This window comes from Vibrio azureus (assembly GCF_002849855.1).
In the GTDB taxonomy this organism is placed as follows: Bacteria; Pseudomonadota; Gammaproteobacteria; order Enterobacterales; family Vibrionaceae; genus Vibrio; species Vibrio azureus.
In genome coordinates, this window is sequence record NZ_CP018616.1 from 1,827,467 (window position 1) to 1,842,041 (window position 14,575).

At 42.0% G+C, this 14,575-nt stretch carries 11 protein-coding genes; 5 read left to right on the top strand and 6 right to left on the bottom strand.

Annotated features, from left to right (window positions below; genetic code table 11):
- Together nrdB and BS333_RS08240 are read left to right on the top strand one after the other, a co-directional pair.
- Positions 1–1,134 carry a class Ia ribonucleoside-diphosphate reductase subunit beta gene (gene nrdB / locus BS333_RS08235; protein ID WP_021709094.1) on the top strand — a complete coding sequence of 378 codons (1,134 nt, stop codon included), beginning with the start codon at positions 1–3 and terminating at the stop codon, positions 1,132–1,134.
- Entirely contained in the window at positions 1,134–1,412 is a 279-nt protein-coding gene (locus tag BS333_RS08240; protein WP_021709095.1) for a 2Fe-2S iron-sulfur cluster-binding protein, read from the top strand. The genes nrdB and BS333_RS08240 overlap by 1 nt, the downstream gene beginning before the upstream one ends.
- A 71-nt stretch (positions 1,413–1,483) precedes the next feature.
- Here BS333_RS08240 and BS333_RS08245 read toward each other — a convergent pair whose 3' ends face one another.
- A complete protein-coding gene (locus BS333_RS08245; RefSeq protein WP_033003539.1) occupies positions 1,484–2,716 on the bottom strand; it encodes a CinA family nicotinamide mononucleotide deamidase-related protein in 1,233 nt (410 codons plus the stop codon).
- Positions 2,717–2,920: 204 nt separating this feature from the next.
- Between BS333_RS08245 and BS333_RS08250 the strand changes: the two genes are divergently transcribed.
- On the top strand, positions 2,921–3,817 hold the full coding sequence (locus tag BS333_RS08250) for a DUF3943 domain-containing protein (RefSeq protein ID WP_033003541.1): 897 nt from the start codon (positions 2,921–2,923) through the stop codon (positions 3,815–3,817).
- A 327-nt stretch (positions 3,818–4,144) separates the two neighbouring features.
- Complete coding sequence (locus BS333_RS08255; RefSeq protein WP_021709098.1) at positions 4,145–4,657, top strand: glycine cleavage system transcriptional repressor; 513 nt, start codon at positions 4,145–4,147, stop codon at positions 4,655–4,657.
- 159 nt (positions 4,658–4,816) lie between these two features.
- On the opposite strand, the gene nspC is transcribed toward BS333_RS08255, so the two are convergent.
- The 5 genes from nspC to BS333_RS08285 form a co-directional block, all read right to left on the bottom strand.
- Positions 4,817–5,950, bottom strand: coding sequence for a carboxynorspermidine decarboxylase (gene nspC, locus BS333_RS08260; RefSeq protein ID WP_021709099.1), 1,134 nt, complete (start codon positions 5,948–5,950; stop codon positions 4,817–4,819).
- Between the two features lie 115 nt (positions 5,951–6,065).
- On the bottom strand, positions 6,066–7,310 hold the full coding sequence (locus BS333_RS08265; protein ID WP_021709100.1) for a carboxynorspermidine synthase: 1,245 nt from the start codon (positions 7,308–7,310) through the stop codon (positions 6,066–6,068).
- Positions 7,311–7,328: 18 nt separating this feature from the next.
- Positions 7,329–10,205, bottom strand: coding sequence for a pyridoxal phosphate-dependent class III aminotransferase (locus BS333_RS08270; RefSeq protein ID WP_021709101.1), 2,877 nt, complete (start codon positions 10,203–10,205; stop codon positions 7,329–7,331).
- A 728-nt stretch (positions 10,206–10,933) separates the two neighbouring features.
- Positions 10,934–12,080 (bottom strand): IS3 family transposase gene (locus tag BS333_RS08280; RefSeq protein WP_162147567.1). Its coding sequence is split into 2 segments (ribosomal slippage): positions 10,934–11,825 and positions 11,824–12,080, totalling 1,149 coding nucleotides; the frame shifts between segments, so codons are not numbered across the junction.
- A 260-nt stretch (positions 12,081–12,340) separates the two neighbouring features.
- On the bottom strand, positions 12,341–12,958 hold the full coding sequence (locus BS333_RS08285; RefSeq protein WP_033003555.1) for a DJ-1/PfpI family protein: 618 nt from the start codon (positions 12,956–12,958) through the stop codon (positions 12,341–12,343).
- A gap of 431 nt (positions 12,959–13,389) precedes the next feature.
- Between BS333_RS08285 and BS333_RS08290 the strand changes: the two genes are divergently transcribed.
- On the top strand, positions 13,390–14,142 hold the full coding sequence (locus BS333_RS08290; RefSeq protein WP_021709105.1) for an alpha/beta hydrolase: 753 nt from the start codon (positions 13,390–13,392) through the stop codon (positions 14,140–14,142).
- Positions 14,143–14,575: the final 433 nt, after the last annotated feature.

Genomic DNA, 14,575 nt, shown 5'->3' on the forward strand with positions numbered 1-14,575 from the left:
ATGGCTTACAGTACTTTTAATCAGAATAAAAACGACCAACTCAAAGAGCCTATGTTCCTAGGCCAATCTGTCAATGTTGCTCGTTACGACCAACAAAAGTTTGAAATCTTTGAAAAGCTCATTGAAAAGCAGCTTTCTTTCTTCTGGCGTCCAGAAGAGGTTGACGTATCCAGTGATCGCATTGATTACAACAAGTTGCCTGAGCATGAGAAGCACATTTTTATTTCTAACTTGAAGTATCAAACTCTGCTTGATTCGATTCAAGGTCGAAGCCCAAACGTCGCTCTACTGCCATTGGTTTCGCTTCCAGAGCTTGAAACTTGGATTGAAACTTGGTCTTTTTCTGAGACGATCCACTCTCGTTCATACACGCATATTATTCGTAATATCGTCAACGATCCTAGTGTCGTCTTCGATGATATCGTAGAAAACGACCACATACTGAAACGCGCTAAAGATATTGCTCATTATTACGACGACTTAATCCAAGCAACGAATGATTACCATCGTTACGGAGAAGGTGAGCACGTCATCAATGGTGAAACAGTAAAAATCAGCCTGTATGATTTGAAGAAGAAACTGTACATTTGTCTAATGTCAGTAAATGCATTAGAAGCCATTCGTTTCTATGTTAGCTTCGCGTGTTCATTTGCATTTGCTGAACGTGAGCTCATGGAAGGTAATGCAAAAATCATCAAGCTAATCGCCCGTGATGAAGCCCTTCATCTAAGCGGTACCCAGAATATGATTAACATATTGCGTAATGGCCAAGATGATTTCTCATTCATGCAAATTGCTGAAGAAGCAAAACAAGAATGTTTCGACCTTTTCAAACAAGCTGCTGAACAAGAGAAAGAATGGGCGGAGTACCTGTTCAAAGACGGTTCAATGATTGGTCTAAACAAAGACATTTTGAGTCAATATGTCGAGTACATTACCAATATTCGCATGCAAGCAGTTGGTCTACCTGCAGCCTATCCTGAAGCCACCAGCAACCCAATTCCATGGATCAATGCTTGGTTGTCATCAGATAACGTGCAAGTTGCCCCTCAAGAAGCAGAAATTTCTTCTTACTTAGTGGGTCAAATTGACAACGAAGTGAGTGCAGATGACTTCGAAGGATTCGAATTATAATGACATCGATCAAAATCAACAGCCTCATCAGTATTGAGTCCAATCCATCAAATACTATTTTGGAAACCATGGAAAATGCTGGCCTGCTTCCTGAGTACAACTGCCGTGATGGCCATTGTGGAGCCTGCCGTTGTATTTTAGAAGAAGGGGATGTTGAGTATGTCGATTTTGCGATGGCTTATACTGCGCCCAACGAGATTTTGCCGTGTATTTGTAAAGCTAAATCAGATGTCAAACTAAGTCACGTACGTTATTCATTAAAAGATAAACGCGCTTAGACGTCAGCACACTCTATAAAAAAGCCAAGGCAAACTGAGCCTTGGCTTTTTTATATATATAACGGTCAATATCACAACAGTTTGTTGGGAATATGCATTTCTTGAAGTTTTTCTATAAACATATATTGTGCAAAAATCGCTTTGCCTTCCAGAAAACGACGTAACATATCTAGAGCAACGGTACTAATGACTTTAACTTGGTCTTCTTCTTGGTATTTTCTGGATAAACGATAAAGCCCGCCCCACTCTCCCTCCGCTGAAGCAAGCGCTACCGAAAAAACATCATTTTCGATTCTTCCCGTGACAAGGGACAAATCAGTCGCGCATTTTTCTCTCGTCGCTCCAGCTAAAGCAAACGTTGCTGCAAGTGGATCTCCGTCATCAGTAACAGTTTGACTTGCTCCAGATAACAACCAACCATGGCCAAACTGCTGCCTAACCAAACTATCGCTATTTAACCAATACGTTAAATACCCAGCACTGCTTTTCTCTGATACCGACAGTGTTAAGTGCTTATCCTGTAGCATTTGCCCAACATGAGTGAGCATGGGTGTATCAACACTCACCGTATTTTGCTCAAGGTGTTTTTGCACTAAGTTCAGCAAGCGCGTTCGAGTTTCCAACTGATCAATTGGACCGAAGAGTTTGACTTCAATAAATGGTAAATAAGAACGATAACCCAAAAAATACCCTTGCGGTAACGTCAGCTTATCAAGTTTATCGGAGATAAAAGATTCCGAGAGGCCAAAGGTATATATTCGACTGCAAGCATGCCCGATTGCATTAGGAAATATTTTTTTCAAATCGGGCAGAATTTGTGTTTCAACCATTTGTTTAAATTCACGAGGAACACCAGGAGTGAAATAGAATATCGCCTCGTTGATAATCATCCGAAAACCACAGGCTGTGCCAATCGGGTTATCAATAATTTGTGCGACCTCGGGTAAAATAGCTTGCTTAATATTGCTCTCTGGCATGGCTGTACCCCGCTTTTGGTACATCTCTTTTAGACGATTCAACCAAGTTTCAGACAGAACCAGCTCACACTCTGCTGCTTGAGCTGCCGCTTCGCTACTCATATCATCATTGGTCGGTCCAAGACCACCATTCACAATAACGACATCACTATTGAAGCTCAGCATCAGAAGTTCTTCGGTCAAACCCGACAGCTGATCACCTACCGTTGAGCGTTTCGTTAAGCTAAACCCATTTTGATAAAACAGACTGGATAACCAAGCTGCATTGGTATCGAGAATATCACCGTGAAGAACTTCTTCACCTGTACTAAGCATTGCTATCTTCACAATTGGCCCCCAAGACTAGGCATAATGCATAACCAAAAAGTCATTTTACCTAACCTAATGCATTCAATATATCTATAATAAGCGTCAATTCGTCATATTTAAATGTCGAACAAGTATTTTAATGAACACTGTTTTGAGGGATAATCCCCCCTCGATCTTCAAAGAACCAACTCGGAGACCTCTGTGTCAAAATTACCCAGACTAATGAAAACTCTAAGTGCCGCAACACTGACTCTAGCCACATCGGCTTATGCTAACCAGCAAGATGCGATTAATCACATCGAGTTTTCTTATGCGCCAGACTGTTTGTCAGGTTACTGTGAAACGACAACTTTGTATAGTTTTGAACCGCATAAGCGTCATTTAGCAATGGGTATGGTCGAAGATGAGTCGCTATCACTGAATGCGGGTTTAGAGCCAAAGCACCTCATTATTCCAAAGGATAAAGATTGGGATTATCTCATGGGGCAAACCTATACCATTCTCGGTTTGAGTGTCGCGACTGTAGGTTTAATGACATTCTTACCGGAAAGTATCACAAAATGGGATGCTGAAGACCGTGACATGAGCAAGCTGGGCAGCAAATGGAAAGATAATGTCACCAGCGGTCCAGTTTGGGATCGTGATGAGCACTTCCTTAATTATATTATGCACCCATACTTCGGCGGGGTTTACTACACCGCAGCAAGACATGCTGGTTATAATGAGTTTGAGTCTTTCCTATACTCTACAACCATGTCGAGCTTCTTCTGGGAATATGGTGTAGAAGCATTTGCTGAAGTACCTTCATGGCAAGATTTGTTTATCACTCCTTTCTTTGGCGCAGTTGTCGGTGAAATGATGCTGACAAGTGAACAGGAAATCATCGCAAACGGCGGTGAAGTCATGGGTTCAGAAACAGTTGGTGATATTTCATTGTTTTTCCTCAACCCTGTTGGCCACATCCACCACTGGGTATCGAACGCTTGGGGAGGCGATGCCGAGTTTAAGTTTAGCTCTTCGCCATGGTTTGGTAACCAACAAGCCGCTAAGTTTGCTTTGGACTCCGGTGCTAGCTACGATAATGTGTTCTACGGTTTTGAAATGAAAGTCTCCTTCTAGCTTTCAAAGCATCATCATTTCATTTTTCTACCAACAGCAGCAAACACGCTGCTGTTGGTTGTTCTTGACCCTTTGTAAGCATGTTTGTATTTTCTCCCCTTTCGATTTTCATGATCACCACGACAATTTAAATCAAAAAAACATCCTCATTCAGCAAATCCTCTGCACAACATCTACACTCAACGCGTTTGTACTCAAATAAACAGCAATGAGGCTCGCAGTATTCAATACAGCGGCTGAGCATCATATAAACGCTCTTTATCTCGAACACGATTTCATCACCAAAAACGCAGATCCTAATACCCACGTTTCATTATGAGGGACATCATGAAGCATGTATTTATCGTTAACTTCCTCGGGAAAGCATCCTCCACAACCATTAAACACTTGGCAGCAATCACACACAATAACGATGGAAAGTGGTTAATCAGTAAGGTAAATTTTATTGATGATCAAGTTGCAGGCGTCATAAAGATCGAATTACCTGAAGAAAATGTCTCCGTTGTAAAAGAAGCCTTTTTTGCCTGCCAAGATTTGATCGTGAAATTTGTTGAATCACAAAGCCCTATTGAGCGCGAAGATATGGTATTTAAAGTGAGATTAGATGCGGGTGACAGAGCGGGTATTGTTAACGAAGTAACCAGTATCCTAGACAGTCAGGCGATCTCTATCCTCGATATGGATTGCCAACGCGTATTTATTGCTAATGGTGTAGGAGTCAGTGCTAGCTTATTCAGTGCTGCTATGGCTCTCAAATTACCTAGTGAGCTGAATATTGAAGATATCGCCAACGAACTTGAATCTTTAAGTGAAGATACACGAGTGATGGTGGCCTCGTAGCCAAATGATACCTAAGGTACCTCTAGATACTCTAAATCAAGTACCGTGAAGTCAATTGGGTATAACGTCAAAGAGCAGCATAACGCTGCTCTTTTCGCATCTAAACTTAATAAGCATCCAAGCCCAACCAATAATGGAGCAGATGCCTAAATGGAGAGCCTATTTCACGCTCCATTGAGAAAGCGAACGTTTGAAGTCACTATAATCAAATTCATTGAGCTTCTGTATTTCACCATTCGAACGCTGGCAATACACAGATGGCATGCGCAAGCCATTAAACCAGTTTAGTTTAACCATGGTATAGCCAGCGCTGTCTAGAATATGTAGACGCTGACCGATTTCCAGTGGTTGTTCGAAATTGGTCACACAAAATTGGTCACCCGCTAGGCAAGAACAAGAGCCAATAACGTATTCATGCTCACCCTTTTCGGAAGCTTCTAGAATGGAAGCCGGTTCGTTATAAATCAGCGTGTCCAGACGATGAGCTTCTGTTGCAGAGTCAACGATGGCCGTTTTCTTCACATTCTCCACAATGTCGACGACGGTCACCACAAGATCTGTGGTTTTAGTGATGATCGCCTCTCCAGGTTCAAGGTACATTTGTACCCCATGTTTTTCAGAGAATGCTTTCAGTGCTAATCCAAGTTTTTCGATATCGTAACCTGGCCATGTGAAGAAAACCCCTCCTCCCATACTGACCCAGTCAAGCTTGTTAAGATGTTCACCAAACTGTTCAGAAATCGCATCAAGCAAGCCAATAAATGCATCTACGTTTTTGTTTTCACAGTTCATATGGAACATAACGCCATCAATGCTTTCAAACACATCAGGATTGATGTGATCCGCTTGTACACCAAGGCGAGAAAATTGACGCGCAGGATTCGCAAGATCTTGGCCTGCATAGCTCACACCTGGGTTCAGACGTAGGCCGATAGACGCTTTTTCCTCCACGATATGACGGTAAGCCGCTAACTGTGATTGCGAGTTGAAGATCATTTTGTCACAAATATCAGCGACTTCTCGAACATCATCTTCACTATAACCCACACTATACGCATGCGTTTCACCACCAAATGTCTCGTGACCTAGCTTCACTTCAAAAGGGCCGGAGCTGGTAGTGCCATCCAAATAGGGCTTAATGATGTCGAATACTCCCCAAGTCGAGAAACATTTTAGTGCCAAGACCAGTTTCACACCTGAGATTTCTTTGAGTTGTTTTGCTTTCTCTAAGTTCTCAATGAGTTTATCTTCATTGATCATAAAGAATGGGGTTTTTAAATGATTGGTTTGCATGTTACTACCCTATATACAGGCGATACTTCTTCAGCATGATAAATCGAATAAAGCCGACGCATAGGCATCGGCTCATCCTTCCCAAGTCGCATTACAGCACTGGGAAATAAGTGCATTATTTCAGTTTGTGGATCACTGGCTGGCCTGGCTCTAGTTCTTGAACGTGCCAATCTAGACCAATGCTAGGCATCGTTTCTAAGAACGGATCAGGGTCCAACTGTTCCATATTGAACACGCCTTTATCAGCCCATTGACCACGGAAGAACTGCAGCGCTGCAGTAATGGCCGGGACACCGGTTGTGTAAGAGATCGCTTGATGCTCAACATCTTCATAAGCCACTTCATGGTCTGCATTATTGTAGATAAATACACTGCGCTCTTTGCCATCTTTCTTACCTTGGACCCAAGTACCGATACAAGTAAGTCCGGTATAACCTGGAGCCAGTGAGGTTGGATCAGGCAGCATTGCTTTAAGAACGTGCAAAGGTTGTACAACCGTACCATCGTGCAACGTCAATGGCTCAGGGCTCAATAGGCCAATATCACGCATCACGTTGAAATAGTTTAGGTAACGGTCACCGAATCCCATCCAGAATTCAATGCGTTTTGCTGGTATGAATTCTTTCATTGAGCGAACTTCATCATGCGCCATTGAGTATACTTTGTGTGATCCACAATTTGGGAAATCAAACTCAAGCATACGTGAGTGGCAAGGCACTTGTTTCCATTCACCGTTTTCCCAATAGAAAGAGTCACCTTGGATCTCTAGCATGTTTGTTTCTGGGTCAAAATTCGTTGCGAACTTCTTACCGTGATCACCAGCATTCACATCCATAACATCAATCGTGTCAATCTCATCAAAAAGATGCTTCACTGCATAAGCGGCAAATACCGATACCACGCCCGGATCGAAGCCTGCACCTAAAATACCAGTAATGCCTGCTTCCTTGAATTTTTCACGGTAGCCCCACTGCCAATCGTATGCTTCAGGAACTTGCTGTCCTTCAGAGCAAAGATCTACAGCAACAGACGTATCTAAGTACGATACTTTTGCTTGGTAGCATGCTTCCATAATTGGCATATTAACCCAAGGAGGTCCTGCATTGATCACAAGATCTGGTTTCACTTCTTTAATAAGAGCAACCAGAGAATCGACATCGTCAGCATTGACCGCACGTGCTTCTAGCTTTTTAGCTGAATCTTTCAGGTTGTTTTTTTTCTGGATAGACTCGATGATTTTTTCACATTTACTAATAGTGCGTGACGCAATTGTAATATCACCCAGAACGTCATTGTTTTGTGCCGCTTTATGCGCAACAACCCAACCAACACCGCCTGCACCAATCTGTAAAACTGCCATAGTTTTCTGTTACCTTTATTAAACCAGCTCAAAGGCCAGTATATTGATTTTATGGATCAAAGATTCAAAGTCCGCTGTGGTTAAACAGGGATTCAAAATCGTAAATTTAAGTGTGGTTTTACCTTCAACAATTGTTTCACCAAGTACTGCGATCCCGCGTGTCAGGGCTTGCAACCGTACTGTTTTATTTAATTCATCGAGATTTTTATCACCGTGTGTTGCTCGGAATAACACCGTTGATAATGAAGGTTCTGCCAATAATTCAAAGTCTGCATGGTCACGAATCATCTCTGCGACTTCTTTGGTTTGCACCAGCAAGTGATCGTACATATCACCAAGCACTTGTGGGCCAACATTTTGCATGGTCATGAAGACTTTTAACGCATCAAATCGCTTGGTTGTGGCGATAGATTTATCGACTAAATTAGGAAGCTCATCATGCTCACGGTTCAGATAATCAGCATGATGAAGTAGATATTTAAAGTGGGCTTTATGACTGACTAATAAAGCACTGCAACTGATGGTTTGATAGAAAAGTTTATGGAAATCGACACTGAGCGAATGTGCTCGTTCAATCCCTTTTAAACGAGATTTGTATCGACTGAAAATTAACGCACCACCATAAGCACCATCGACGTGCATCCACATATCGTGTTTTGTTGCCATATCAGCAATAAAGTCGAGATCATCGATGGCACCATGATCCGTCGTCCCTGCCGTGCCAACTATCGCAAATGGGATCAACCCTTGCTCTTTCGCTTGAATCAAAGCGTTATCTAATTGAGCAGTGTCCATCGTGCCATCAGCATTGGCTTCCACCGTCATCACCGCTTGTTCACCAAGTCCCATCCATGACGCCGATTTTTGCACGGTAAAATGCGCCTTTGCCGAACATACAATTCTCAGTTTATCGGCATAGTCTGGCAGGCCGATTTTAGGGACGGAGTGATGGCTGAGTTTTTCTGCAATCCAATCTCTCGCGAGCATTAAACCAATTTGGTTACTTTGAGTACCACCGCTAGTAAAAGTGCCATCCGCATGGTCACCAAGTCGATACTTACCGCATAGCCAATTGATCACCTTCTGCTCTACATAAGTGGCAGAAGACGCTTGGTCCCAAGAGTCCATAGATTGATTTAAAGCAGCAATCATGGTTTCTGCTGCAACGGCAGAAAGCAGAGGTGGGGTATGTAAATGCGCAATACAATCTGGGTGCTGGGTAAAAATAGCGTTAGCAGCCACAAGATCAACCGTTTCATCAATCACTGAAGCAAGTGAGGCGTATTTACTATCGAGATCCACGGCATTGATTGCTGTTTCAAGTTTCTTGGGCTCCAGACCTGAATAAGGCGTATTGACTTGTTCAAATACCGACTTTATGGCTGCCGTCGTATGATTTATCGCTGAGACAAATTCAGTACAGCCGAGCTTTCCTGTTTGAATAAAGTGCTTTTTCCACTCTTGTTGAGGAGAAATTTCAACATGAGATCCACCAGCGGCAAGGATTGCTTCCTCAAAGACTCGAAGTGCAAAGTCTATTTGTTCAAAAGAAATAATCAGTGGGGGCAGAAAACGAATCACAGCGCCTTCTCGCCCACCCTTCTCTACAATTAAACCACGTTCAAGCGCTGCTCGTTGAATAGCAAGTGTGAGCTGACCATCGGCAAGAGGCTCATCAAATTTATTGACTTCACCATTTGGGTTCTTTATTTCAACACCCAGCATCAAGCCTTTACCGCGTACATCAGCAATGCAATTCACTCGCTTTTGTATGCTTTCCAAACCAAAACGTAAGTATTGACCAGCAACGTTTGCATGCTCGACTAGGTTATCGCGCTGAATAATTTCTAATGCTTTCGCCCCTGAAACCATAGCCAGCTGATTGCCTCGAAATGTCCCAGTATGCTCTCCGGGTTTCCAAGTATCATGCTGTTTGTTGATCACCAATAGTGACATGGGCAAACCACCACCAATCGCTTTTGATAAACACAAAATATCAGGAACGATGCCCGCTTCTTCAAATGCAAAATGGTAACCTGACTTCCCAACTCCACACTGAATCTCGTCAAAGATGAGTAATATTCCGTGCTCATCACAGATTCGACGGAGTTCACGCAACCAAAATGCAGGGGCAGGAATCACACCACCTTCACCTTGAACCGGCTCAACGATCATCGCGGCAGGTTTCATAATGCCGGCTTCATCGTCACTCAATAACCGTTCAATATAGCGGATGCTTGCTTTGGCGCCTTCGTCACCGCCTAAACCAAAGGGGCAACGCAAACTATAAGGAAACGGCATAAAGTGAACATCTGACATTAGCCCCGTTCGACGCGCTTTAGTATCGAGATTCCCCATCATGCCCATCGTGCCGTTGGTCATGCCATGATAAGCCCCACGAAACGCCAGCATGGTATTGCGTCCGGTTGTTTGCTTCGCCAATTTTATTGCAGCTTCAACAGCATCAGCACCTGACGGGCCGCAAAATTGAATCACACAATCGTCACCCAATTCGGGGGGTAAAAAATTTTTCACCGTATGGATAAAGTGCGTTTTTGCTGCCGTTGCGATATCCAAAGTCTGGTACGGTAAGCCAGAGTCCAATTGTTCTTTGAGAGCTTGGTTTATCTCTGGGTGATTGTAACCCAGCGCCAGTGTGCCAGCACCGGCGAGACAATCGAGAAACAACTGACCTCGTGTATCTTCAACAATACATCCATAGGCTTGTGCAATGGCGATCGGAAGCCGCCGAGGATAAGAACGAACTGCTGATTCGTGTTCAGCTTGATCAATCATGACTTGATCAGCAGTTAAGTCATAGGTCCCTTCTACAAGAGGAACCTGAGTTGAAAAACAAGTCGCGATACTCTGATCGACTTCAAAGGCGGTGCTCATGTTTGATAATCCCTTGAATAAAAAATTCCTTTGCCTGCTGACCGTTGAAAAGCCGAGTAGCAGGATACGAAGATACAATTCGTCACCGAGAGCGAATGTGAAAGAGTACTTTCAGTCCGTTCAGCGAAAATTTTTTATCTTAAGAAATATTCAAGGTTCCGTGATGCATCCAGTTTGGTGGACCGGACATTTAGGAAGTATGAGGCTGTGAAGTAAGTGTGTGTTAAAAGATTTCAATGTTGGGTTTCCCATTAACATGCCGCCATTGGCCGCACTAGTATCCCGTCTATTGGCTCACGATGATGCCAATACCTACCCTACGTAATGGCACTGATAACTAAAGTTGTCTTTAGCCAACTGTGCTTACGCGTATCCCCCAGAGAACTCGATGAGTGCATCAACAACGTAAAATAAATGTACGCTCCGAGATTGCGCGCGAATTTATCATGAAATAAATTTGTCGTGCAATCTATTTTCAACAATTATCACCGATTTTGTTCACAATACTGCTAAACTTCAAATGCTTTTGCTGTGGCAACCTACCCCCAAGTCACCTCCAGTTAATCTGACTTCCTGTTCTTCGAAGTACACACTCGGTATCCACGACTCGTTTTACCAAAGTCTCTGTCGTTAATGGCAACACTTGCCAGCTTGATGATATCTGAGGCAAAAAATCAAACGAAACGTAAGATATAATCGCCTAGTGAGCACTGTTCTGCTCAAGTTTTTCAGGACACTTTTCTAAAAGAAAATTCATAGTTAATTGGCGACATATTGTTGTTAGCAGTATGAAGCCGATCTAAATTGTAATATCGCATATAAGTTGCGACATCATTTCTCATGTGTTCTCTGGTTAGTTGGGGCACCTTGAGTAACCAATCGTGCTTTAGACTACCGAAGAACCTTTCTACTACAGCGTTATCCCAACAAGCACCAACATCGCCCATACTGGCTCTGATGCCGTAACTCGTCAGCAGATTACGATAACGTTTGCTGGTATATTGTGAGCCTCTGTCTGAATGAAATACCAAACCTTTAGGTGGTTGGCGCAAGTTATAGGCTTTCATCATGGCTTTGCTGACTAAATCAGTGGTCATACGTTTATCTATGTGCCAGCCGACAATTCGCCTAGAATACAAGTCCATCACGATGGCCAGATACATCCAACCTTCTCCTGTTTTCAAATAGGTTACATCTCCTGCCCACACTTGGTTAGGACCAACAGGGTTAAAATTCTGGTTCAGCAGGTTGTCAGCCACTGCATCACTGTGTTTACGCTTAGTTGTGACCTTGTATGCCACACGCTGTGTAACCACTAAACCCAGCTTGTCCATCAACTTTTGTGTACCATAATCACTGATAGTAAAGCCCTCATTGCACAACCGCTTACGCAATTCCCGATAACCTAAGCTGTTTCGACTTTGCTTAAATATTGCTTTAGCTCTGCGGTACAAATGTAACTGCTCGGCCGTTATTACTTCAGTAGGTTTGTTGAGCCATGCGTAGTAGGCTGAACGACTTACGTTCATGCTTTTACAAAGCTTGGCAATTGGGTATGTCGAAGCGAGCGATTTAACCGTTTCAAACGCTATTTGGTTTCCTTTAGCAACAGGGCGCTGGCTTTTTTAATATATCTTTTTCCATCCTTAGCTCTTTATTTTCCTTGCGTAATTTAATCAGCTCAGCACGTTCATCAGCTGTCAAAGCTTCGCCAGATTGCTCTGCTTCAAACTTGGCTTTCCAGTTGTAAAGCAATTTATCTGTAATACCTAGGGACGCTGCCGCCTTAGTTACGCTATAGCCTTGCTCGGTTACCAATGCCACAGCTTCTCGCTTGAAATCATTGGTATAACTTCTATTTTTTCGTTTTGTCATAGTCACCTCAATAGTAGGATTATATTCCTTTATTGAAGTGTCCGGTTTGATTAAAGCAGAACATCTGGTGATACAGATGGTTCATTCATAAAGCGATGAACAACGCTTCATACGACTTCAGGTCGCACGGACAAAAGCTTCTTAGAAAGGTCGCTCTAATTGGATTGGTTGATATTAGAAAAAGTATGAATACCTCCCTTATAAAATGCCTTTTAGGATACAAAAAGACCGCCACGGTGGGCGGTCATTTAATAGTAGTTCTATTTATATGTACTAGTGGATTGAGCAGACTGAATAGTTGAGGAAATAAGTTCTTCAAATAGCTCAGATTGCCCAGCTGGAATTAACTGATCTTGTATGCTTTTACGTTTATTTGAATCAAACAACCTTTCTGCTAACCACCCGACTAGGTACATTAATGAAAGACAGCCTCCAGCTGTAGCTATATTGCCTTCAATAACGAGAGGTAGATCTTGAACATCTCCTCCCATACTTTCCAGCGTAGCTTTCGCGTGTGGATTCGTTGTTAATTTTTTATCATTCAGTAAACCAAGCTCGTGTAAGATAAAGGACCCTGCACATATAGAACCTATCAATTGTTTTTTAGGGTTAAGCTTTAAAACTGACATGAAGTTTTCGTCTTGCAGTACAGCTGGAATTCCGCGATAACCACTAGTAATCAAAACAACATCTTGATCTTTAACCTCAGATATATGGCCATTAGTCTTTACTGTAATTCCAAGTTGCGAGTTATGCTCTGCCTTTGTGCCTAATATTCTCACATCCCAGCTATCAGTTGTTCGACCGAGCAAGTCATACATAAGAAAGAAATCTACATCAGTAAAATCATCAAATAAAACAATGCCAACTTTATACATAATACCTTTAGCCTTTGTTATCGCATCATCAATAAGGAATAAAAGAAAACTTGTTAAACCTTCATTTATATACCTTAAAAGTATCATTAAAAAGGTCAAAGAAGTGGTATCTACTTCATATAGTTAGAATTAACGAAATTATATATTCGTAAAATACCTAAGGGTTAATAATGCACATCAGTTAGCCACCACATGAACTAGCTAATTTTTGGACAATTATTTGCTAGTGCTTTTGCTAAATTAGCAAACCATCAATAATCACAGGTATGGCAAGTCTACTTGTGAAGAGCTAGTGCGATGAGTAGTATCGCACTAGCAAAAGTATTGGTTTAGGTACGCACTAAGTGCAGTTACGTTAAATGCAATGCTTAACTGATTGTAATATGAAAAAATCCGACTTCCTCCTCACCACCTTTAATTTAGGCGTTTGTATGAAATACATTTTAACGATATTCATTTCAATACTACCGATTGTTGTAAGCGCAGAAAACATTACCATCCGAGACTCAGTACGAGATCGCTCTATCCCGATAGAAATTAACTTTCCCATAGAATATGAAAATTGCACTCACCAAAAACGTTGTCAGGTTGCATTTGTAAGTGCTGGTAATCGCGTACCATTTACAAAGTACAAATTCATAACAAAAAGCTTAAATGAACATGGATATATGACTGTTTCGATAGATCATGAACTTCCTAATGATCCTCCACTTTCAAAAACAGGCGACTTATACCAAACGCGTATAGAGAACTGGAAGAGAGGGGCGAAAACTATAAAATATCTTAAAGGAAAATTAGAATCTCGCTTCCCAACCTATGACTTTAACAAGTTAACTTTAGTTGGTCACTCTAACGGAGGCGACATTTCAGCGTGGTTTAGTAATGACAATAACGATTATATTCATCAACTAATAACGCTAGACAGCAAGCGGGTGTCGTTACCTAAAAATAATAACATTAGAGTTCTATCAATAAGATCACCAGAATACCCTACAGCATTAGGTGTACTACCAACAATTGAAGATCAGAAATTATATGGTATCTGTATTGTGGATATGTCAGCATCAAAGCATATGGATTTTACCGACTTTGGCGTCGATAGAGTTCAAAAAAAAACCATCAAAACAATGTTGGGTTTCCTAAAAAATAAAACTTGCACAACCTTAAGATCGGAAATCGAATAAAACCATTCAATGTTGGTAATGATGAACATCAAAAATCGGTGTTCATTATTCCTATTATGGTAAATGTGTGAGTTTGCAATCAAAAACAGCCCTCAGACCGCTTCGAGCGCTCATAGCGAAGATTTTAGACACTTGTTCAAGGTCATCTGCTGCCATAACGACTTGTAAGTTTGTGACGCTTTCAAAGCGATTTACAGGGCAAAAATTAGCAAATTCATTTGAGCTAAGAATCGCACTCTAACACCCATTTTTTCTTTGTGAGTGTTGGGTTTCAGATTAGTTCTATTTGGTCAAAACCCACTCGCATGTGAATAGAGACTTTTTGGCGAAACCAATTTAGGGGCATTTTCGCTTTTCATGCCCCGTCGGCACACTTTTGTACATAAGTTTACCAGCGACTTTCCTAAATTATTGATTAATGAATAGCTTCAGG